Source organism: Asticcacaulis sp. (assembly GCF_035497195.1).
Taxonomy (GTDB): Bacteria; Pseudomonadota; Alphaproteobacteria; order Caulobacterales; family Caulobacteraceae; genus Asticcacaulis.
The window spans coordinates 21,571-40,777 of record NZ_DATJDZ010000017.1 but is presented as its reverse complement, the minus strand read 5'-3'; the positions used below and the strand labels follow the sequence as shown (position 1 = coordinate 40,777).

The window sequence follows — 19,207 nt, the reverse complement described above, 5'->3', positions numbered from 1 at the left end:
ACCAAATCCCGCCTTTAGTGTTTTAGCCTTCACCGGCGAGGGCCGTATCGAGCGTCTTGCCGTCGGTGGCCCAGAGATGGCCTATCTGCAAGGCGACCGGATCGGGGAAGATGTAGGTCTCATTAGCGGCGATGCCCTTGACGATCTGTTCGGCGGCGTGTTCCGGCGTGGCCTTCTGCATCGGGATGTCCTTGGCCAGGTCGGTATCGATCGGGCCGGGATAGATGCCGAGCACCTTGATGCCGGAGCCTTTGAGCGTGACGCGCAGGGTTTGGGTCAGGGATTGCAGGGCGGCCTTGGAGGCGGAATAGCCGGCCAGGCCTGGCGCCGAGGTCAGGCCGACGACGCTGATGACATTGGCGATGGTGCCGGATTTGCGCGCCTCAAACACCGGCGTGAAAGCGCGGATGACGCGTAGGGTGCCGTAATAGTTGGTATCCATGTCGCCATTGATCAACTCGATCGGGCTTTCGATGAAGTTGGCGAAGACGGCGGTGCCGGCATTATTGAGCAGGATATCGGTATCGGCGGCGGCCTTCACAGCGGCATCGACCGAAGACTGGTCAGTGATATCCAGTTGCAGCGGCACGACGCGGGCATCGCCGAAGTCGGGCAGGGAGTCGAGACGGCGGGCGCCGGCATAGATTTTCTTTACATCGGTCTTGAGCAGTTCGCGGACGGTGGCGGCGCCGATGCCGCGATTTGCACCGGAAACGAGGACAACTTGATTAGCGTAGGACATGACGAACTTCCTTTTGAAAGAGCCGTCGAATCCGGCGGCCGAGAAATGTAAACCGATCTGTTTACATCGCCATAGGTAAACAGATCAGTTTACATTGTCAAGCGGCTGTGCTAGTTTTTTTAGCTCAAACGCCGCATGGCTCCTCGCATCAGCTCGGGCGGCCTTCGGCCTTGCCAAATTTCCTTTGGAAATTTGGAATTCAGGAGATTTCGACATGGCCGACACCGCCACGCCCACCAAGAAGCAGGAGATTATCGCCCAGGCCTATGATGCCTTCTATAACGGCGGCTTCCACGCCACCGGCATCGATACGGTCATGGCCAACAGCGGTATTTCCAAGCGCACCCTCTATAAATACTTCCCCAGCAAGGAAGACCTGATCGAGGCGGTGCTGGAGCAATATGGCGAGGACACCGACGCCCTTCTCTTCACGCCGGCGCTTGCACGCAGTGATGATCCGCGTGCGCAGATCGCCGCGCTTTTCGATGTCCGCCGCGAGATTATGGAAAAGACCGCCTGCCGGGGGTGTCTCGCCATGAAGGCCGGGCAGGAATATATCGGCAAGCACGCCGGCATTGCCGCACACGGCAGAGAGGCTTCGGTCTATCTCGAAGGGCGCTTTATCGAACTATGTGAAAAGGCAGGATTGGCGAACCCGCGCGAAACCGGACGACAGATCGGTCTCCTGTTCCAGGGCGCGGCCCTGACCGCTCAGATGCAGCAGGATCCTTCGACATTTGATGTCGCCAGGAAAGCTGCGGATATCCTGCTTGCGGTCTGACCGGCCTTCGCCCTAGATGGTGGGATGAGCAAGGATGTTCTCATGCTTTTAGCCGGTATAAAGCCCGAACGCACCCTGCCGGTGGCGGCTCTGCTGATCACCGCGGCCGGGATGCTCGACGCCTTCACCTATGTCGGTTACGACGGCGTTTTTGCCAATGCCATGACGGGCAATATCGTATTGCTTGTGGTCCGGCTGGCCAAGGGCGAAATACCGGGCAGCCTGCCGTTCGCCGCGCCGATCATCGCCTATCTGTGCGGCGTCGCCGTGGCGCACGCCTTCAAGGAAAATCCCCTGCGCCGCCTGATCCCGTCGCCGGCGCGCCTGTCGCTGGGGCTGGAGATCGTCTTTCTGATCGTCGTCGCCTTCCTGCCGAAGAGTGTGCCGAATATGCTGGTCGTCACCGGCATCGCTTTCGTGGCGGCCTTGCAGGCAACGGCTTTCACACGCCTGGACGAATTCGCCTATACCTCGGTGACCACCAGTTCCAATCTGCGCCGTTTCGCCGGCGCCACAATGGCCTGGCTGGCTTTTGGTAAAGGGCGTGAAAGCCGGCGGGAAGCGCTGTTTTTCCTGTGCCTGTGCGTCTGTTTTATCGGCGGTGCACTGCTGGGGGCGATATCGACCCTGGCGTTCGGACATGCGGCGGTATGGGGGCCGGTGGCGCTGCTCAGCATAGCGCTGGGGCTTTGCCTACCGTGGACTAAGGCCATCCGGGAGATATTCGACGAGGATAAATAACGCGCAGGTAATTGATCTTAAAGCGCGATTTGTCTTCACAAGGTCACCAAGCGGGCATAGGGTATCGCCTTAGTAAGCCTCCAGCCCCAAATTCCATGTCATTGCCGAACGCCCATCTGAGTGATTTTATACTGGGAAAGGCCGTCAAGCGGCCGGTGCTGCGCGGCGTGGCCCTGATCAAGCGTCACCTGCAAGGGTCGGAAGTCTGGTTTATCGTTCTGGCCGGTGGCGTTGGCCTGATCGCCGGGGTGATGGCGGCGCTGCTTGGCCATTTTGCCCATGCGCTTCAGGCTATGCTCTATGGTTTCTCACCCGACCTGCGCCTGAGCGCCCTGCCAAATATCGAACCCTGGCACCTGATCGCCCTGCCGCTCGGCGGCGCAGCGCTGGGGCTGGTGCGCTTCATCTTCCCGCGCCGCACCCGTCAGCCGATCGATGTGGTCGAGGCCAATGCGCTCTATGGCGGCCGTATTCCGTTGCGTGACAGCCTGATCGTGTCGTTCCAGACCTTCCTGTCGAACGGTTTCGGCGCTTCGGTAGGACTGGAAGCCGCCTATGCCCAGCTCGGCGGCGGTATCGCCTCCAAGATCGGCCAATGGCTTGATCTCAAGCGCGTCTCCTTGCGTACCCTAGTCGGGGCAGGAGCGGGATCGGCGATTGGGGCCGCTTTTGGCGCGCCCCTGGCCGGCGCGTTTTATGCGTTTGAACTGGTGCTCGGCGGCTATACGGTGCCGGCGCTGGCGCCGGTGGCGGCGGCCTCGCTGATGGCGGTGCTGGCGGCGCAACTGATGAACATCGAGCCGTTCGTCATCGCCTCGACCGTTGGGCAGACCATCGAGATCAGCGGCTATCTGCTCTATGCTGTTCTGGGCGCGCTGTGCGCCGGCGTCGGTATCGTCATTATCCGGCTCGTCGCCAGTGTCGAGGCGGTGGTGCGCAAATTGCCGATTGGCGACATCTGGCGGCCAATGATCGGCGGCTTCTTCCTGATCCCCGTCGCCTGGGCCGCCCCGCAGGCGCTTAGCTCCGGCCACGGCGCCATGCACCTCTATATGGCGCAGCAGGCGCTGGTCGTTACCCTCCTGGCTGTCTTTGCGCTGAAATTGTGCGCCTCGGTCATTTCGCTGGCTTTCGGCTTCCGTGGCGGTTTGTTCTTCGCCTCGCTGTTCCTGGGATCTCTGCTCGGCGCGGCCTTCGCCCAGATTGTCAACCAGATCTACCCCGCCGCCGATCTCGACATCCTCAACGCCTCACTGGTCGGCATGGCGGCGCTGGCCGTGGCCGTGGTCGGCGGGCCGATGACCATGTCGCTGATGGTGCTGGAGGTGACGCATGACTTCAACCTGACGGCGGCGGTGGTGACGGCGGCCCTGTGTTCGAGCGCCATCATCCGCGAACGTTTCGGCTATTCCTTCTCGACCTGGCGGCTGCACCTGCGCGGCGAGACGGTGCGCAACGCCCGCGATATTGGCTGGGTCAAGGCCCTGACGGCGACGAGCCTGATGCGCAAGAACCATACGACCCTGCCGGATGATCTCAGCGTCGCCGCGATGCGTGAGCAGGTGCCATTGGGGTCGACCTCGCGCGTCCTGCTGGTCGATGACAAGGGCGATTACCGTGGCATGGTGCTGACCGCCGAGGCGTGGATTGAATCGCAGGAAACCCTGACGCCGCTGAGCCAACTGGCCCGCCAGACCGAGGTCTATGTCCGGCCGGATATGGATATCTCGGCCATCATGCGCGTCTTCGAGCATTTCGGCGTCGATGATCTGGCGGTGGTGGATGAGGATCACAAATTGCTGGGCCTGCTGACGGAAAAATACGTCAACCGGCGCTATGTCGAAGAACTGGAACGTTCGCAGCGTGAGTTTTTCGGCGAGATGTAGCGTCAGAAAAGCGCGCTTTGCGCTGGAATAGCAGCGGACTCCGTTGTCAGCTTCAAGGGTGCGTTTGCTGTCAGGTCAACCGGCCTGCGCCGCAGCCAGTTGTCCCACTGATCGGGAGACAGAACCACGGGTTCACGGTCATGTATGGCCGACATCTCCGGACCAGCCTCACGCGTCAGCAGAGTGAAACTCCAAATCTCACCTTCCAGCAGATTGGCGCAGTCCCACAGACCGGCGAAGGCCAGGGGCTGATTATCGCCACGCGTGATCCGCCATTTCTGTCTAGCGTTTTTGTGGCGGGCGATCTTCGCACCCGACCATTCATGGAAACAATCCGCCGGCACAAGGGCATGACGGTATTTCCAGGCGCCTTTGAAAACTGGCTTTTCCGCTACCGTATCCAGCCGGGCATTGAAGGTTGAGGCTTTCCAGTCCTTCAGCGACCCCGAATACCAGTGCGGGATCAGCCCGAAACGCGCCGGAATGACTTCCAGGCGGCCGGTTTCCGGATTCTCGATGACAATTGGCGCGCCATCGCTCGGCGCGACCCTGGAGGTATGGCCATATTCGACCTTATCCGGCAAGTCCGGCAGATGCAGGGTGTTCTTTAAAAAATTGAGGTATAAAAGCGCCTCAAATTGTCCGCACATAGGTTGCCTCCCGTATGTGCGGACAATTCTGGCCCCCCGTGCCCCCCGGCGCAAGCTCCAATTCGGAGCAGTGCTTCTTAATTCATATAAGCTTTCGACGGCTGGACATGCCTGCGCATCCGGGTGTTCAGAGCGGTGTGCCTGGAATCGCAATAGCGGGTGATGAAGGTTTCAAAAACATGGCTCAGGCCATCGACCAGTTCATAATCACCCGTTTCCAGTGCCAGGCCTTTCAGTTCATCCAATCGGTCAAGTATTTCCATGCACGTTTCGTCATGCGCCGATTCTGCCGGAAAACCGTTTGTGTCCGATCTGGCCCTGCTGGACATACCTGCCTCTGAAACGCTATTCATCCGTTCCAGCCAAGCATATCGCCTCATTTCGCGCCATCACGAGAATTCGTGATCACGCCGCATTCACGGGCAGATAAGGCCGTCGGCGATCGCCCTGACCACGGCGGTGACCCGGCTGTGCGCGTCCAGCCTGGCGAAGATATGGCGCATATGGGTATCGACCGTATTGCGGCTGATATTGAGGATAACGGCGATTTCCGCGTCAGTCTTGCCGGCGGCCACCCAACTGAGGATCTCGGCTTCTTTCGGCGTGATGCCCGTGGTCTTGGCGCGTGGCGAGGGCGTTTGCGCGTTCAGCCGCTTATAGCTGAGGTAAAATTGCGCCGTCAGGGCGCCGATCAGGTCGAGATTAGCGCGGGTGGCGTCACCTTGCTCAGCGGAAGCCAGGCCCAGGCTGGCCAGGAGGCCATTGCGCCCCCACACCGGCGTCGATACGCCGTTATGCAGGCCGCCATCGCGCGCCACATTATAGAGGCGCGTCTGAGCCGGTTGGTAGTTCGAGCGTTTCTCGTGCGCTTCCCAGTCGAGGCTGCCGGTTTGCATCTTTAGCGCCTGCATTACCGGATCATAGGCGTCGCAGTTGTTTTCCTTGTAATAGACGCGCAGATCTTCGGGGAAATTGTGTAAAACGCCACGGCCATGTACCCGCTGCGGCAGGTCCGGATCGTCGATCACCCACAGGCTGAGGCGGTCATAGCCATGCTGCGCCACCGCGCGTTTCAGCAGGCGAAACAAGTCCTCGTCCGCCTTGGCCAAACGGGTGTCGGTAACGAAGTCTTCGAACTGATAACGCTGTTCGGAATCAAACATGGAATCCATCTCCAAACCTGTGCGTTTTTAACATGGACCTGCGAACCGGTCGTGTATATTCGGCTGGGTGCAACGGATGGATATAATCGTGTGTTAATCCGGCCACCACGGGGGCGTTATGCCAGCCAGTCAGCGACATGTATCCGCAGATACGGCACGATCTCCGCCTCGAACCACGAATTGCGTTTCAGCCAGATCTGGTTGCGCGGCGAAGGATGGACCAGGGGCAGGTAACCCGCATCGATATAATCCCGCCAGGCGCGGACCGTTTCGCCCAGGGTCGCCTTGCGCCGGGCGCCTAGATAATGCGCCTGCGCATAGGCGCCGATCAGAAGGGTGAGCCTGATATTCGGCAGGGTGGCCCGCACACGGTCATGCCACAGGGGGGCGCATTCGGGGCGAGGCGGATTGTCGCCACCTTTACCTCGGCCCGGATAACAGAAACCCATCGGCACGATAGCGAACAGGCTTTCATCATAGAACTGCGCCGGCGACACGCCCATCCAGTCGCGCAGACGCTTGCCTGAAGCGTCGTCCCACGGCACGCCGGAGACGTGGACTTTTGTGCCCGGCGCCTGGCCAATGATCAGGATTTTGGCGCGCGGATCGGATGCCCGCACCACCGGCCTCGGTCCTAGCGGCAGATGCGCGGCGCAGGCCGTGCAGGCGGCAATTTCATCGAGGAGAGGCATGTCAGGCATATGGCGACGAGATTGCCGATTTCCAGCCCGATCTTTTGTTTAAGCCCCCTGGCTATCCGCCGGGCGCATCAGGGACATACCCATATCCGAATCCATCCAGGTGTCCTTGTCATGAACGATGGCCTGGGCCGGCATCATCTGTGTTTCGGTGCCCATGCCGGACGCCTTACGCACCGCTGTGCCGATGGCCATGAACTCGATCAGGCCCTGGCCGATCTCGATGATATAGGTCTTCACGCCCACCACCTCCTCGGCGCCTATGGAATCGGCCTCGGCCTTCAGGCGGTCGAGCGCGTGTTCGCGGGCGTCATGCACCAGCGAGGTCAGTTCGCTGATCTCGCCTTTTGCAAAAGCTTTCAGCGCCGAGAAGATGCCGCCGACCAGGCCCAGTGAATAGATCGAGGTCGACATCAAAAGCTTCATCGGCGCGTAGCCCAAGGACGCCATAGACCACAGTTCTTCGCCGGTCAGGTCGGATGAGACCACACCATCGTATGGCAGGCCCGGATGATGCGCCGCCGTACCGGTCATGACCATTTCGTGCGTTCCCATCCACGGCAGGATGGTGGTGCGGATGCCAAGCACGGCATTGGCGCCATCGGCCCGCGCCGCCGCCGTGATCCGGTCGAGCGCCTTGTGACGGGTCTTGTTGAAGACATCGGAATACTCCGAAATCTCGCCACGGCCCAGTTGCTTGAGCGCGCCGATAAAACCACCGCCGATCCCCATCGAATAGGCGATATTGCCGAAGACATGCTGGATCGGCCGGTAGCCGGCATCCATGTGGCAATAGAGTTCCTGCGCATTGCCGGCGGTGGTGAAAAACGCGCCTCCGCCCGCTTTTGAGAAGATGCAGGACCCGACGAACAGGAATTCGGTATTGCCGGAAAAGGCGCGCAGGTCGCCCGAAACGCCCGCCACACCTGTCGCGCCATGATTTTGCGCCTCCTTGGCCATGCGGGCGAAGGCGTGCATCCGGCCGTCCTGGATCGCGGCGGTTACCTGCGGAATTTCACCGCCGAGGATGTTGTTCAGGCCTGCGCCCAGCGACCCCAGGAAGCCCATCGAATTGACGCTGTTGCCGACGACCAGCTCACCGGCGGTATAGCCCTTGAGCGCCATGCAGTAGATTTCATTGCCCGACAGACCGGTGACTTTTGCCATGATGACGGCGCTCCCTTGCTTTGTTGTGATAAGCGGGAGGGTGGCCGTTTTTCATCCGAAAAGTCAACGGCCGCCGGCGCTTTTCGGCTTATTCCGGATTTATATTCGGGAGTAATATCCACAACTGCAACATTACGCTGAAAGGGCCAGACTCCACTCCATTTACAGGAGCCGAATATGCAAATCTATAATGATCGTCATCACGCCCGCGCTCAGGCCGGGCACGCCGAAATGGATGCCGTGGCCTGGATTGGCCTTGGGCTGTCATTGCTCGGACTGGCGGCCTTCGGCGCCTATACGGCCTTTTTCCTGGCCGGCTTTATCAGCGACCTGATGGCCTAGATTCTGATGGCCTAAATCTGAGCGACCTCAAGCTCGATCTCACCGGCCAGCCTTTGTTCATCGGCGCGGGCAATATCGCCGAGCGTAATGACGCCCACCAGGCGCTTGCTGTCATTCAGCACCGCCAGCCGGCGGATCTGCTCGCGCTTCATCACATCGGCGGCTTCGCGCAGGTCATCATCCTCGAAACAGTAGACAATGGTTTCCGACATGACATCGCTCAGGTGAGTGTCCGGTCCCATGCCCGCCGCCACGGCGCGAATGACGATATCGCGGTCAGTCACCGCGCCCTTCAGCTTGAAGGTGTCACCGACCGGCAGGTAGCCGAAATCGCCATCGCGCATTATTTCCGCCGCCTGCCGCAGGGTGGTTTGCGGGCTGGCGATATGGAAATCCGTACTCATGATATCCTTGACGTGCATCTTTTCCTCCTGCTTTTTGCGAACGGACAGCCCTCCGCCTGTTCGTTCAGCGATGACGGCCCCGCCCGGTATGTGTCGGGTTGCGTTGCCATTCACGGGAGGGATTGCGGTCCTCGAAATCCCGCTCCGAAGTGGCGCTGTAGCCGCGCGGCTGGCGCGGATCGCTGCGGTCGTCTTCGTGCCCGTAATCACGTTCGTCCGAGCGTGAGGCGCGATAGCCGTAGTCATCGTCACGAAAGCGCGAATTGCCATAGGAATCGCGGTCGCGGTTATATTCGCTGCCGTTGCGCTGCTCATTGCGCCAGTCATCATTGGGGCGCCACTCGTGTCCGCTGCTGCGATAGGCGGTTTCGCGCCACTGCTGGTCCCGCCAATTATTCTGGAAACGGTGGTCGTCAGGATGGCGGCGTTCCTCATCCCGATTATCGACACGGACATTTGCCTGCCAGCCATTCTGGCGGTCGTTCAGGTCATCACGATTGCGTTCGGCACGGTTGCCGTCATAGTGCCCCCGGTCTTCCTCACGCCAGCGCCGATCGCCCGGATAGCTTCGATCATCACTGAGGTAGCGGCGATCCACTTCGTTCATCGGGTCGCCATAACCGTCGTCAGGGCGGCGATTGGCGCCATGGCCCATCTGGACATAGCGACTGCCGGCCGTGCGATTGCCGCCGGAACGGCTGAAGAACTGATAGGCACGGCTGTCGTCGTTGTAGTGTGAGTAGTCGGAATGGGTGTAATTGCGGTCTGCGGGGGCTTCAGTCCGCCAGTTCTCGCGGCCGTCGTCCCTGTCTTCCCAGCCTTTTTCGCGCTTCTGGGCGCGGGCGGAAGATTGTGAACGCTCGATATCCTGCGTATCCGCCGCGTGAAAATGCCTGTGCTCGTCCCGATCCCGGCTTTCCTGCTGCGTGGCCCGATTTCGCTCGTTATCCGTATCATTGTCACGCTGGATGCGTGCCGCCGCACCTTTTTTGACCTTGCTGGCGCCTTTATCCTGCGATGTCTGGGAAGATCCGGTCGTGGCCATTGGGTATCTCCTGGGGTATTTGAGAAAACTGCGGACCAGGAAGGTCAACGCTTTGATTTTTTTTGTCATTTTTAAATGATACGTTTTGGTACTCTACGCGCCTGCCCGTAAGGTTATTATGCCGATACCCAGGAGGCTGTATAAAATGTCCATAAAGCGTTTCGGGGTGGATTTTTATAACGAGGCTGTTATTACTCAGACAATAAACGGGAGCGAAATCATGACCCTTACCGCCAATCGCCGTGGCCTGATGGCCGGCCTGGGGATGTTGCCTTTGCTGGGTGCTGCCTCAACCACAGCCGCCGCATCGAGCGCCTTAGCGCCAAGGCCGCCGATGGGCTGGAATAGCTGGAACAGCTTCGCCACCACGATCAACGAGGCTCAGGCGCTGGAAACGGCGCACATCATGGCCGACAAGCTTAAGCCGCACGGCTACGCCATCTTCACCATCGATATCCAGTGGTATGAACCCGGCGCCACCAGCTATGCCTATGCCGCCAAACCGGTCCCGGCAATGGATGGTTACGGCCGCCTGCTGCCGGCGCCTAATCGTTTCCCTACTAGTGCCGATGGCAAGGGCTTCAAGCCGATCGCCGATCAGGTCCATGCGCTTGGCCTGCAATTCGGCATCCACCTGATGCGCGGCATCCCGCGTCTGGCGGTCGAGCGAAATCTGCCCGTTTTCGGCACGAAATTCCACGCGCAGGATATCGCCAATACCCAGAGCATCTGTCCGTGGAACCCGGACATGTACGGTGTCGATATGGCGAAGCCGGGCGCGCAGGCCTATTATGACAGCGTGTTCGCGCTCTATGCCTCGTGGGGCGTCGATTTCGTCAAGATGGACGATATGAGCCGGCCCTATGACGCCCATGCCCCGGAAATCGAGGCGGCACACGCGGCCATCGTCAGGACTGGCCGGCCGATGATGCTCAGCCTGTCGCCCGGCGAAACCCCGGTGGCACGCGCCGGTCACGTTCGGAAATACGCGCAGATGTGGCGGATCAGCGATGATTTCTGGGACGAATGGCCGCTGCTGGAGGCGCAGTTCACCCGTCTGGAAAACTGGAACGAACATCGCGTGCCCGGGGGATGGCCGGATGCCGACATGCTGCCGCTCGGCCGGTTGGCGCTCGGTAATCGTGACACGAAATTCACCCCGGCGGAGCAGAAGACGGTCATGACCCTGTGGTCGATCGCGCGCTCGCCGCTGATCATGGGCGGTGATCTGCGTCATCTCGATCAGCCGACGCTCGATCTCCTGACCAATGACGAGGTGCTGGCGGTCAATCAGATGAGCCATGACAACCAGCCACATTTTCTGGCCGACGGGCAGCGCGTCTGGACGGCGCGGGCGGAGAATGGCGATCATTACCTGGCGCTATTCAATACCACCCCTGATGATGCCGACCTCAGCTTTGATCTCGGTATCCTGGGGCGGAAAAGCGCGCAAGTCCGCGACCTGTGGAGCCGCAATGATACCGGCGCTGTCAGCGGACGGTTTACAGCCTCCGTGCCTTCGCATGGGGCGGGACTTTGGAGATTGTCTTAACGCCGCCTTTAACCTTTCTATGATCATCATGCGTGACGGAGAACCGGAATGCACGATCGCCTGACACGACTTGAAGATATTACGGAAATCCTGGCCCGTTCGCCGCTGGCGAAATCCGGTGGTGTCATGCTGGATGAACTGGCGATGGACGCCGCCCTCGTCGATCTGTTGTTCGAGAAAAAGGCGACTCTGGGCGTCGAAAAGGACGCCTGTCCCGACAAGTCAGTCAATTCAGCGGCTTATAATGAACTCTTGATGTCGGTAGCCGAGGTCATTGCTGAAATTCGTGGTTTTGAATTCAAGTACGGCATTCAGTTGACCGCATAACCTGCTGAACGGCAAAAATTATTTTGCCATTTGATGAAGCGTGACAGGAGCGTGACGCTTCATACCGGCCAGCATTTCGCTGACAAGTTGCGGCAGGCCGTATTCGGCGCGCCAGCCCCAATCCGTGGCCGCTTGACTGTCATCAAGCGAATCAGGCCAGGCAGCGGCGATGGCCTGACGGTAATCGGGCGCGTATTCGATATGAAAGCCGGGCGATTGGCGGGCGATTTCAGCCGCTATCTCCGCGGGCGAGAAGCTGACGCCGCTCACATTATAGCTGCCGCGTTCGGTGATGGTGTCCGCCGGCGCTTCCATCAGTTCGATCGTGGCGCGGATGGCGTCGGCCATGTACATCATCGGCAAGGTCTCGTGAGCGTCGAGGAAACAGCTATAGGTCTCGCCCAACACCGCCGCGCGGAAGATATCAATGGCGTAATCGGTGGTGCCGCCGCCCGGCGGGGTCTTCCAGGAGATCAGGCCGGGATAGCGCAGGCTGCGCACATCGACGCCATGCGTCTCATTATACCAGCGGCACCAGCCTTCGCCGGCCTGCTTGGAGATGCCGTAGACGGTTTCAGGCTCGATGATGGTTTTCTGCGGCGTATGGTCGGCCGGCGTCGTCGAGCCGAAAACGGCAATGGAACTGGGCCAGAAGACGCTGAGTTTCCGTTCGCGCGCCAGTTCCAGCACATTAAGCAGGCTGGTCATGTTCAGGTTCCATGCCCACAGCGGATTTTTCTCGCCTGTAGCCGAAAGCGCTGCGGCGAGGTGATAGACTTGGCTTATGGCGTTTTCTGTCACAACCCGGCGCAGGGCGTCCGCATCGGTGGCATCCAGAATTTCATGCCTTAGCCCGGAGGGTTGCGCCGGCGAGATATCGCTGGTGACGATCTGAGCCGCGCCGTATTTATCCGCCAGGGCGATTGCCAGTTCGCTGCCGAGCTGGCCATTGGCGCCGATAATCAGGATTTTAGGCATCAGATCAACCCCAGTTCGCGGCCGGCCGTGGCAAAGGCGGCGAGGGCGGTCGTCAGTTCTTCTTCAGTGTGGGCGGCGCTGATCTGGACGCGGATGCGTGCCTGGTTTTTTGGCACGACCGGATAGAAGAAGCCGACTGCGTAGACGCCCAGTTCGAGTAAACGAGCCGAGAGGCGCTGCGAGGTTTCGGCATCGTGGATCATCACCGGAATGATTGGGTGCTGGCGGGGTTTCAGTTCGAAGCCGAGCTTCGTCAGACCGTCACGGAAGAACGCCGCATTGTGTTCCAGACGGTCACGCAGGTCGGTGCTGCCTTCGAGCAGGTCGAGCACGGCGATGGTGGCGCCGACGATCATTGGCGCAACGGTATTGGAGAACAGATAGGGGCGCGAACGTTGACGCAGCAACTCGACCACTTCCTTGCGGCCAGCCGTAAAGCCGCCCGAAGCGCCGCCGAGCGCCTTGCCAAGCGTGCCGGTGATGATGTCCACCTTGCCGAAGACGCCGCGCAGTTCATGGGTGCCGCGTCCGCGCGCGCCGAGGAAGCCGGAAGCATGGCTGTCATCAACGCCGAGCAGCGCACCGTAGCGATCGCACAGCACGCGAATCTCATCGAGCCGGGCGATAATGCCGTCCATCGAGAAAACGCCGTCGGTAAAGACCAGCTTGTGGCGCGCGCCCGCGGCATCGGCTTCCTGAAGGCAGCGCTCCAGATCGGCCATGTCATTATTCTTGTAGCGATAACGTTGCGCCTTCGACAGGCGAATGCCGTCAATGATTGATGCGTGGTTCAGTTCGTCGCTGATCACCGCATCGGCATCGCTCAAAAGCGTTTCAAAAAGCCCGCCGTTGGCGTCGAAAGCCGAGCCGTAGAGGATGGTGTCTTCGGTGCCGAGAAAACGGGCCAGCCGTTGCTCCAGTTCCTTATGCAGGTCCTGGGTGCCGCAGATAAAGCGCACCGAACTGAGGCCAAAGCCGCGATCGTCCAGCGCTTTGTGCGCCGCCGCGATGACCGTGGGGTGCGACGACAGGCCGAGATAGTTGTTGGCGCACATATTGATCAGTTGCCGGCCATCGGACAAACGCACCAGGGCGCCCTGTGGCGTGGCGATCACCCGTTCGGATTTGAACAGGCCGTCCTGCCGGGCCGTAGCGAGCGTGGCGTTGACGTTATCTAAGAACGCTTGGACGCCGGTATTTGGCTGGCTCGACATGAGAACCTCTTTCAGCTAGGGTGGGCGTTAAATCGAACGATGTTCAATATATCGATCTAAATTCCGTTATAACGGATAATTTGGGAAAGCACAACACAGATGTCCAGCCCGGTTATCGCCAATTCTGTTCTCGAAGGCCCGCCCGCCATCGGGGCGACGTTGCAGAGCCTGCGCCAGGGGCAGAAACTGTCGCTCGATGAACTGTCGAAGCGGGCAGGAGTGTCGAAGTCGATGCTGTCTCAGATCGAGCGCAATACGACGAACCCGACGGTGGCTGTGCTGTGGCGGCTATCCAACGCGCTGGGGGTCTCGATCACAGATTTTCTGGCCGGCGGCCGCGCCGAACGCGTTGGGCCGAGTATTTCCGTGGTGGCGGCGCACGAAACGCCCTCATTGATCAATCCGGACGGTAAAAGCGAGTTGCGCATCCTGGGGCCGATCGAATTGGCCGGAAAGTTCGAATGGTACGAACTGGTCATCCAGCCGGGCGGGGCGTTGATCTCGGACGCACACGAACAAGGTGCCAGGGAACACCTGTCTGTGCTGTCCGGTTCCGTCGTGGTGCGTGCCGGCGCGGAAGAAAAGAAGCTCCGGCAGGGCGAGACGGCGCGCTATGCCGTTGATGTCGCCCACGCGATCTCGAATCCCGGCAAGTCGGTGGCGACCATGCTCTTGGTCGTTGCGCACCCGGATTGACCACTTGGAATTGGCGGCTATCTTTGATTAAGGGAGAGGGGCTTTTTCTTCCTGCTATGTGGGACGCCCGATTAGCCACCGGTGCGAGTCGCAACTCCTTATAACGCTGTTTTTGGGAGCGCTAACATTTATGCGTCGTGTCCGATGGTTGCGGCCGCGTGTGAAAATTCGCCTTTAAGGCGTTTTCCGTGGCCAAACTGACCTGCGAGCGAATTTTTTTTGACCATGAAGCAATTTTTTTTTGCAAGCGCTTTGCAAGATTAACTATCGGACATGTTTGAACTTTTGCTTCACACTTTGGTAAGCACCCCCGTCTACATGTCGCGGCGGCGTGAAAAGTCTGTAACTGACACCTTGACGTTTAAGGCGTTGCCGGATCATTTAGGCCCAAACCGCTTGGGTCACAGGTGTAACAGCCTGTAACAAAGAGGTCGCCTTTTGAATCGCTTTGGTTCATAATGGCAGAGTTTGTGCTCTGGCATGGTGTGATACGGACGTTAGATTCTGTACGTACTTTGCCCGGACACGGGGACTCGTTGGGGCCGAGGGCTTATGCCCGCGGTCTTTTGCGCGTCTATTGTTTTTAACATGGGGTAAACGCTTCCCCTTTAGTCCTTGGTCAACCCTTCGGTGGGTGAAGTCCATATTCAGGAATTGGCGAAAAATGCTCGAACACAAGAAATCTAATCCGCTCATTGCTCTGCTTGGCGCTGCCGCCCTGCTGATGAGCGCTCCCGCTATGGCCGCCACGGCCCCGGCCCCCACCTCGGCGGCCGCTTCGGTCGCCGCTCCCACGGACGCGGCGCCTGCCGCCGCCGAAGCCACGACGGAAGACAGCTCCTCGACGGCTGCCCTGCCGCATACCGCCAATGTCGATTTCGTCTCCATGTTCATGGGCGCAACGGTTGTCGTTAAGCTCGTCATGGCTCTGCTGGCCGTTTGCTCGGTCATCTCCTGGGTCCTGCTGATCATGAAGCTGATGGACTTCTCCTCGCTGAACCGCGTCACCACGAACTATCTCGAAGCCTATCGTGGCGCCCGCTCGATCGCCGACATCAACCGCATCTCGGTTTCGGACGAATTCGCCGGTAACCCGCTGGCCGACATGGCCGCCGTGGCCACCGAAGAAGTTCAACTGTCCAAGCAAGCCGGCCTGCAAATCTCCGGCGAACACCGTGACGCCGTTCTGCACCGCGCCGAAGCTTCGGTTGCCGCCGTTCAAGCCGGTCTGGCCAAGCGCCTGTCGGGTGGCCTGTCCTTCCTGGCTTCGGTCGGTTCGACCTCGCCCTTTATCGGTCTGTTCGGTACCGTTTACGGCATCATGAACTCCTTCATCTCGATCGCCCAGTCGCACACGACCAACCTGGCCGTCGTTGCGCCGGGTATCGCTGAAGCTCTTATGGCTACCGGCCTCGGTCTGATCGCCGCTATCCCGGCCGTTGTCATGTACAACATCTTCAACACCTCCATCTCCAACTACGGCATCCGTTCGGAACAATTCGTTTCCGAACTGATCAACTCCCTGTCGCGTCAACTCGACAAAGGGGCGTAACTGATATGGGAGCCAAGCTATCAGGTGGTGGCGGCTCGAAGTTTCACGTCGAGGCCAACGCGGAAATCAACGTTACGCCGTTCGTCGACGTCATGCTGGTTCTGCTTATTATCTTCATGGTGGCGGCGCCGCTCGCCACTGTGTCGGTAGAAGTGAAGCTGCCCCCGGCAGTCGCCAAACCAATACAAAACCCGCCGAAGCCGGTTTACATCTCGTTGCAAAAGAGCGGCAACGTGTACATCGGCAACGAACCTACGTCTCTCGATGCCCTTGGGGATGACCTCAAGAAGGCGATCGGTGCACGGAACCCCGATGAAGAACGTATTTTCATCCGTTGTGATAAAGGCACCCGCTACGCCGAATTCATGAAGGTGATGAATAAGCTGCAGGACAATGGTTTCTACAGTGTCGCTCTTCAGGGTGAAGATGACGCAAAGTAAGAGGGTCTAATTTATGGAAGAAACACCCCATAGGAAACGGGACCCGATTCTTGATCCGCCAGAGAAAAAGAACTCAGGTTCTCTCTGGATTGGTATTGGCGTCGCAGCCGCGCTGCACATAGGTGTCGCGTACTATTTCCTTCAGGCGAAGTTCGAGTTGAAGGCGGAAAAGTTTACGGATGAGAAGGTGAACGTCGACCTGGTCGCGCCGCCTCCGCCTCCACCGCCGCCACCGCCTCCGCCACCGCCTCCGAAGGCGCCGCCCCCTCCCGTGGTTCAGCCACGTGAAGCGCCGCCTCAGCCGAACATCACGCCGCCGCCGCCTATCCCCGTGCCGCCTGTTCCGCAGGAAAAGCGCGTGGAATACAAGGAGCCGCCGGCACAGATGAACACCGGTACGCCGCCGCCAGTGACCCCGCCAGGGCCTCACTATGTGACGGGTAACTGGAAGTATCCGAGTGGTGACGTTCTTGCGGATCTGTATCCGGACAGAGCACTCAACGATGAAGTGGAAGGCACGGTCACAATCGATTGCGCCATCAATTCATCCGGTCGCGTGACGTCCTGTGATGTGGTGAGCGAAAGCCCGAAAGGCTACGGCTTCGCTGCGGCGACCGTCAAGGCGTTCATCAGATATGCGCGGGTTGACCCGTCTTCCGTTGGCGGTCAGTTGCGTGATGGCGACCGACGAAAGTTCACCTATAAATGGACTTTGCCTGGTTGATTATTGTCAGGCTCGAAGACCAAAAACACCCTGGACTTTCGTCTAGGGTGTTTTTTTATGCCTGATGAACTGCGCCCAATGAAATTGCGAATGGCTATCAATCTGACGATTGCGTCAAATTTAAAATGGGAGTACGGTGATACCAAGGACAAGAAAAGTAAACGGACTATACTCGTTGATGCAGGTGCGTACAGCATTGTATCGGTGATGATTTTTTGCCGGGGCGGGCTGTAATTCCTTCTGCGTGATACTGTAATCATGGAGGAGACTTATTATGACAGATGCTGTTCACAGCTTTCACTCGCCTATATTTGACACGCCGAAATCAAAGAAACTTCCGCCTTCCTTTTACTGGGGCATGTTATTTGCTGTTCTTCTGCATCTCGCGCTTCTGTACTATTTTTTCAATCAGACATTCAGCCTTGCGCCTGTGGAAACGCCGCCCTCTGATCCTCCGGTGATCATGACGATGGACCGGCTGCAACCCAAACCTCCGGAACCGACCGACAAGCCGGTCAAAGCCGTTACCGTACACGCGCCTGTTTCAACGATTGAGACGACGGTCGAACCACTGCGTATTGAGCCGAAGGTAGACCCAAATCCGCAGCCACTGACCGGCCCGCCAGAGATCGTGCAAGGGCCTGTCACCCAGGCGCAAGGGCCGGCGGCGCCTGTCTACGTAACCGCTCACTGGACTCGTTTCCCGGATTCCAATGCGCTGGGCCAATACTATCCGGCACGCGCCGCCAATGACGAGGTGGAGGGGGCCGCCACGGTGGAATGTACGGTGCTGGATAAGGCCGGCCGTGTGCACTGCATCGCTTTGTCGGAAATTCCCGGCAATTACGGGTTCGGCAAGGCGACGGTGCAGATGGTTCAGGATAAGGGCCGGGTTGATACCAGCCAGGGAGATGTCAAGATTGGCTCCATCCTGCGCACCACGGTCAAATGGAAGCTCGGCTGATCATTTGGTCTAAGAAGAGACGCGCTTCGGACGGGAGTCCGGAGCGCTTTTTTTGTGCGAAAAATTACAATGTCATTTTTTTCGGTCACAGGTTAGGGTGGCTAAAAGTATCAATCCTGACATTTATCCGGGGAAGACATCATGACGCGTTACCTGAAATTATCCGCCATGGCTGTGGCGCTTGTGGGGGCTGGCTTCGCCCTGAACGGCTGTGAAACCAATGATACGCTTGGCCGGTCGCAATTCCTCCTGGTCGATGACGCGGCGCTGGAACAAAGCGCGCTCACCGCCTGGCAGGAACAGCTCAAGACGGCGAAAATATCGAAAGATCCGGTGCTCAACAAACGTATCCAGACGGTCGGGGCGCGCATCGCCGCGGCGTCGGGCCTGGGCGCGACTGGCTGGGAATATGTGCTGTTCCAGGATGACCAGCCCAACGCCTTTGTCATTCCCGGCAAGAAGGTCGGCATCAATACCGGCCTGTTCAAGGTGGTGATGACGGATGACCAACTGGCGGCGGTGATCGGCCACGAAACCGCCCACGTCCTCGGTAAACACGCCGCCGAACGCGCCTCACAGCAGATGGCGACGCAGGGCGTGCTCGGCGCGGCCGCCGGCGTGACCAAGGGCAATGTCCAGAAGGCGATTTCGAGCTATGGTGGCCTGGGTGCGCAGCTTGGCCTCTTGCTGCCCTATTCGCGCAAGCATGAATCGGAGGCTGACCGCATCGGCGTCGATCTGATGGCGAAGGCCGGCTATCGCCCCAGCGCCGCTGTCGAGGTGTGGCAGAACATGATGGCGCAGAATTCGGGCGCGCCGCCGGAATTTATGTCAACCCACCCGTCGGACAAGACGCGCATCAAGGACTTGCAGGACTATATCGCGGCCAAGGGATATAAGTAGAAAGGGGGGATAGCGTGATTTTCACATAAATCACACAGTTTCCCGCTTTAGGGGCTTGATCATCCTCCTGCGCCATATTAGAGGATGCCCCCTGCGATGATGTGCCGCCTTAGCTCAGTTGGTTAGAGCGCCGGTTTGTGGAACCGGAGGTCCTCAGTTCAAGCCTGAGAGGCGGTACCATCGCAAGACAATCTCCCAAATCGCCCCGCATAAAAAAGCTTTCGTGTCGCATGGCGCC

23 protein-coding genes and 1 tRNA gene are annotated in these 19,207 nt (G+C 59.2%); 14 read left to right on the top strand and 10 right to left on the bottom strand.

Annotated features, from left to right (window positions below; genetic code table 11):
* Window positions 1-22 precede the first annotated feature (22 nt).
* The gene (locus tag VL130_RS09040; protein ID WP_325362521.1) at window positions 23-742 is read right to left on the bottom strand and encodes an SDR family oxidoreductase; all 720 of its coding nucleotides are present in this window, start codon (window positions 740-742) and stop codon (window positions 23-25) included.
* Window positions 743-956: 214 nt separating this feature from the next.
* Here VL130_RS09040 and VL130_RS09035 point away from each other — a divergent pair, with 214 nt between their 5' ends.
* The 3 genes from VL130_RS09035 to VL130_RS09025 all read left to right on the top strand — a co-directional run bounded on the left by VL130_RS09035 (window position 957) and on the right by VL130_RS09025 (window position 4,150).
* Complete coding sequence (locus tag VL130_RS09035; protein ID WP_325362520.1) at window positions 957-1,523, top strand: TetR/AcrR family transcriptional regulator; 567 nt, start codon at window positions 957-959, stop codon at window positions 1,521-1,523.
* 42 nt (window positions 1,524-1,565) lie between these two features.
* A complete protein-coding gene (locus VL130_RS09030; RefSeq protein WP_325362519.1) occupies window positions 1,566-2,264 on the top strand; it encodes a YoaK family protein in 699 nt (232 codons plus the stop codon).
* Between the two features lie 95 nt (window positions 2,265-2,359).
* Window positions 2,360-4,150: a chloride channel protein gene (locus VL130_RS09025; protein WP_325362518.1), complete on the top strand. Its 1,791-nt coding sequence runs from the start codon at window positions 2,360-2,362 to the stop codon at window positions 4,148-4,150.
* A 2-nt stretch (window positions 4,151-4,152) separates the two neighbouring features.
* Here the strand turns inward: VL130_RS09025 and VL130_RS09020 are convergent, their stop codons facing one another.
* From VL130_RS09020 to VL130_RS09000, 5 genes are all read right to left on the bottom strand, one after another.
* Window positions 4,153-4,800, bottom strand: coding sequence for an SOS response-associated peptidase (locus tag VL130_RS09020; protein WP_325362517.1), 648 nt, complete (start codon window positions 4,798-4,800; stop codon window positions 4,153-4,155).
* Between the two features lie 77 nt (window positions 4,801-4,877).
* Window positions 4,878-5,063 carry a hypothetical protein gene (locus tag VL130_RS09015; protein ID WP_325362516.1) on the bottom strand — a complete coding sequence of 62 codons (186 nt, stop codon included), beginning with the start codon at window positions 5,061-5,063 and terminating at the stop codon, window positions 4,878-4,880.
* A gap of 153 nt (window positions 5,064-5,216) precedes the next feature.
* Complete coding sequence (locus tag VL130_RS09010) at window positions 5,217-5,963, bottom strand: helix-turn-helix transcriptional regulator (protein WP_325362515.1); 747 nt, start codon at window positions 5,961-5,963, stop codon at window positions 5,217-5,219.
* Window positions 5,964-6,079: 116 nt separating this feature from the next.
* Window positions 6,080-6,655, bottom strand: a complete 576-nt coding sequence (locus tag VL130_RS09005; protein ID WP_325362514.1) for a uracil-DNA glycosylase family protein — start codon at window positions 6,653-6,655, stop codon at window positions 6,080-6,082.
* A 48-nt stretch (window positions 6,656-6,703) separates the two neighbouring features.
* A complete protein-coding gene (locus tag VL130_RS09000; protein WP_325362513.1) occupies window positions 6,704-7,828 on the bottom strand; it encodes a heavy metal-binding domain-containing protein in 1,125 nt (374 codons plus the stop codon).
* A 177-nt stretch (window positions 7,829-8,005) separates the two neighbouring features.
* Between VL130_RS09000 and VL130_RS08995 the strand changes: the two genes are divergently transcribed.
* The gene (locus VL130_RS08995; protein ID WP_325362512.1) at window positions 8,006-8,170 is read left to right on the top strand and encodes a hypothetical protein; all 165 of its coding nucleotides are present in this window, start codon (window positions 8,006-8,008) and stop codon (window positions 8,168-8,170) included.
* A gap of 11 nt (window positions 8,171-8,181) precedes the next feature.
* Here the strand turns inward: VL130_RS08995 and VL130_RS08990 are convergent, their stop codons facing one another.
* Both VL130_RS08990 and VL130_RS08985 read right to left on the bottom strand, forming a co-directional pair.
* Window positions 8,182-8,592, bottom strand: coding sequence for a CBS domain-containing protein (locus tag VL130_RS08990; protein WP_325362511.1), 411 nt, complete (start codon window positions 8,590-8,592; stop codon window positions 8,182-8,184).
* A gap of 46 nt (window positions 8,593-8,638) precedes the next feature.
* A complete protein-coding gene (locus VL130_RS08985; protein ID WP_325362509.1) occupies window positions 8,639-9,619 on the bottom strand; it encodes a hypothetical protein in 981 nt (326 codons plus the stop codon).
* 220 nt (window positions 9,620-9,839) lie between these two features.
* On the opposite strand from VL130_RS08985, the gene VL130_RS08980 reads away from it, so the two are divergent.
* Window positions 9,840-11,171, top strand: coding sequence for a glycoside hydrolase family 27 protein (locus tag VL130_RS08980; RefSeq protein WP_325362508.1), 1,332 nt, complete (start codon window positions 9,840-9,842; stop codon window positions 11,169-11,171).
* A gap of 48 nt (window positions 11,172-11,219) precedes the next feature.
* Window positions 11,220-11,498, top strand: coding sequence for a hypothetical protein (locus tag VL130_RS08975; protein ID WP_325362507.1), 279 nt, complete (start codon window positions 11,220-11,222; stop codon window positions 11,496-11,498).
* 18 nt (window positions 11,499-11,516) lie between these two features.
* Here VL130_RS08975 and VL130_RS08970 read toward each other — a convergent pair whose 3' ends face one another.
* Window positions 11,517-12,476, bottom strand: a complete 960-nt coding sequence (locus tag VL130_RS08970; protein ID WP_325362506.1) for an NAD-dependent epimerase/dehydratase family protein — start codon at window positions 12,474-12,476, stop codon at window positions 11,517-11,519.
* The gene (gene kbl / locus VL130_RS08965; RefSeq protein WP_325362505.1) at window positions 12,476-13,690 is read right to left on the bottom strand and encodes a glycine C-acetyltransferase; all 1,215 of its coding nucleotides are present in this window, start codon (window positions 13,688-13,690) and stop codon (window positions 12,476-12,478) included. The genes VL130_RS08970 and kbl overlap by 1 nt, the downstream gene beginning before the upstream one ends.
* Window positions 13,691-13,789: 99 nt before the next feature.
* Between kbl and VL130_RS08960 the strand changes: the two genes are divergently transcribed.
* From VL130_RS08960 to VL130_RS08925, 8 genes are all read left to right on the top strand, one after another.
* On the top strand, window positions 13,790-14,386 hold the full coding sequence (locus VL130_RS08960; protein ID WP_325362504.1) for an XRE family transcriptional regulator: 597 nt from the start codon (window positions 13,790-13,792) through the stop codon (window positions 14,384-14,386).
* 664 nt (window positions 14,387-15,050) lie between these two features.
* Complete coding sequence (locus VL130_RS08955) at window positions 15,051-15,938, top strand: MotA/TolQ/ExbB proton channel family protein (protein WP_325362503.1); 888 nt, start codon at window positions 15,051-15,053, stop codon at window positions 15,936-15,938.
* 5 nt (window positions 15,939-15,943) lie between these two features.
* Window positions 15,944-16,378, top strand: a complete 435-nt coding sequence (locus VL130_RS08950; RefSeq protein WP_325362502.1) for a biopolymer transporter ExbD — start codon at window positions 15,944-15,946, stop codon at window positions 16,376-16,378.
* A 13-nt stretch (window positions 16,379-16,391) separates the two neighbouring features.
* Window positions 16,392-17,102 carry a TonB family protein gene (locus tag VL130_RS08945; protein ID WP_325362501.1) on the top strand — a complete coding sequence of 237 codons (711 nt, stop codon included), beginning with the start codon at window positions 16,392-16,394 and terminating at the stop codon, window positions 17,100-17,102.
* Between the two features lie 57 nt (window positions 17,103-17,159).
* A complete protein-coding gene (locus VL130_RS08940) occupies window positions 17,160-17,336 on the top strand; it encodes a hypothetical protein (protein ID WP_325362500.1) in 177 nt (58 codons plus the stop codon).
* Window positions 17,337-17,460: 124 nt separating this feature from the next.
* Window positions 17,461-18,066, top strand: coding sequence for a hypothetical protein (locus VL130_RS08935; RefSeq protein ID WP_325362499.1), 606 nt, complete (start codon window positions 17,461-17,463; stop codon window positions 18,064-18,066).
* Between the two features lie 141 nt (window positions 18,067-18,207).
* Entirely contained in the window at window positions 18,208-18,969 is a 762-nt protein-coding gene (locus tag VL130_RS08930) for a M48 family metallopeptidase (RefSeq protein WP_325362498.1), read from the top strand.
* A gap of 103 nt (window positions 18,970-19,072) precedes the next feature.
* Window positions 19,073-19,149, top strand: a tRNA-His gene (locus VL130_RS08925).
* Window positions 19,150-19,207 lie beyond the last annotated feature (58 nt).

Excerpts from the sequence above, each read along its gene's own strand:
- VL130_RS08950 (WP_325362502.1), top strand. The coding sequence starts at position 15,944 with ATGGGAGCCAAGCTATCAGGTGGTGGCGGCTCGAAGTTTCACGTCGAG.
- VL130_RS08985 (WP_325362509.1), bottom strand. The coding sequence starts at position 9,619 with ATGGCCACGACCGGATCTTCCCAGACATCGCAGGATAAAGGCGCCAGC.
- VL130_RS08975 (WP_325362507.1), top strand. The coding sequence starts at position 11,220 with ATGCACGATCGCCTGACACGACTTGAAGATATTACGGAAATCCTGGCC.
- kbl (WP_325362505.1), bottom strand. The coding sequence starts at position 13,690 with ATGTCGAGCCAGCCAAATACCGGCGTCCAAGCGTTCTTAGATAACGTC.
- VL130_RS08935 (WP_325362499.1), top strand. The coding sequence starts at position 17,461 with ATGTTATTTGCTGTTCTTCTGCATCTCGCGCTTCTGTACTATTTTTTC.
- VL130_RS08930 (WP_325362498.1), top strand. The coding sequence starts at position 18,208 with ATGACGCGTTACCTGAAATTATCCGCCATGGCTGTGGCGCTTGTGGGG.
- VL130_RS09010 (WP_325362515.1), bottom strand. The coding sequence starts at position 5,963 with ATGTTTGATTCCGAACAGCGTTATCAGTTCGAAGACTTCGTTACCGAC.
- VL130_RS09030 (WP_325362519.1), top strand. The coding sequence starts at position 1,566 with ATGCTTTTAGCCGGTATAAAGCCCGAACGCACCCTGCCGGTGGCGGCT.
- VL130_RS09020 (WP_325362517.1), bottom strand. The coding sequence starts at position 4,800 with ATGTGCGGACAATTTGAGGCGCTTTTATACCTCAATTTTTTAAAGAAC.
- VL130_RS09040 (WP_325362521.1), bottom strand. The coding sequence starts at position 742 with ATGTCCTACGCTAATCAAGTTGTCCTCGTTTCCGGTGCAAATCGCGGC.
- VL130_RS09035 (WP_325362520.1), top strand. The coding sequence starts at position 957 with ATGGCCGACACCGCCACGCCCACCAAGAAGCAGGAGATTATCGCCCAG.
- VL130_RS09005 (WP_325362514.1), bottom strand. The coding sequence starts at position 6,655 with ATGCCTCTCCTCGATGAAATTGCCGCCTGCACGGCCTGCGCCGCGCAT.
- VL130_RS08955 (WP_325362503.1), top strand. The coding sequence starts at position 15,051 with ATGCTCGAACACAAGAAATCTAATCCGCTCATTGCTCTGCTTGGCGCT.
- VL130_RS08945 (WP_325362501.1), top strand. The coding sequence starts at position 16,392 with ATGGAAGAAACACCCCATAGGAAACGGGACCCGATTCTTGATCCGCCA.
- VL130_RS08940 (WP_325362500.1), top strand. The coding sequence starts at position 17,160 with ATGCCTGATGAACTGCGCCCAATGAAATTGCGAATGGCTATCAATCTG.
- VL130_RS08990 (WP_325362511.1), bottom strand. The coding sequence starts at position 8,592 with ATGCACGTCAAGGATATCATGAGTACGGATTTCCATATCGCCAGCCCG.
- VL130_RS09025 (WP_325362518.1), top strand. The coding sequence starts at position 2,360 with ATGTCATTGCCGAACGCCCATCTGAGTGATTTTATACTGGGAAAGGCC.
- VL130_RS09000 (WP_325362513.1), bottom strand. The coding sequence starts at position 7,828 with ATGGCAAAAGTCACCGGTCTGTCGGGCAATGAAATCTACTGCATGGCG.
- VL130_RS08970 (WP_325362506.1), bottom strand. The coding sequence starts at position 12,476 with ATGCCTAAAATCCTGATTATCGGCGCCAATGGCCAGCTCGGCAGCGAA.
- VL130_RS08980 (WP_325362508.1), top strand. The coding sequence starts at position 9,840 with ATGACCCTTACCGCCAATCGCCGTGGCCTGATGGCCGGCCTGGGGATG.
- VL130_RS08995 (WP_325362512.1), top strand. The coding sequence starts at position 8,006 with ATGCAAATCTATAATGATCGTCATCACGCCCGCGCTCAGGCCGGGCAC.
- VL130_RS09015 (WP_325362516.1), bottom strand. The coding sequence starts at position 5,063 with ATGGAAATACTTGACCGATTGGATGAACTGAAAGGCCTGGCACTGGAA.
- VL130_RS08960 (WP_325362504.1), top strand. The coding sequence starts at position 13,790 with ATGTCCAGCCCGGTTATCGCCAATTCTGTTCTCGAAGGCCCGCCCGCC.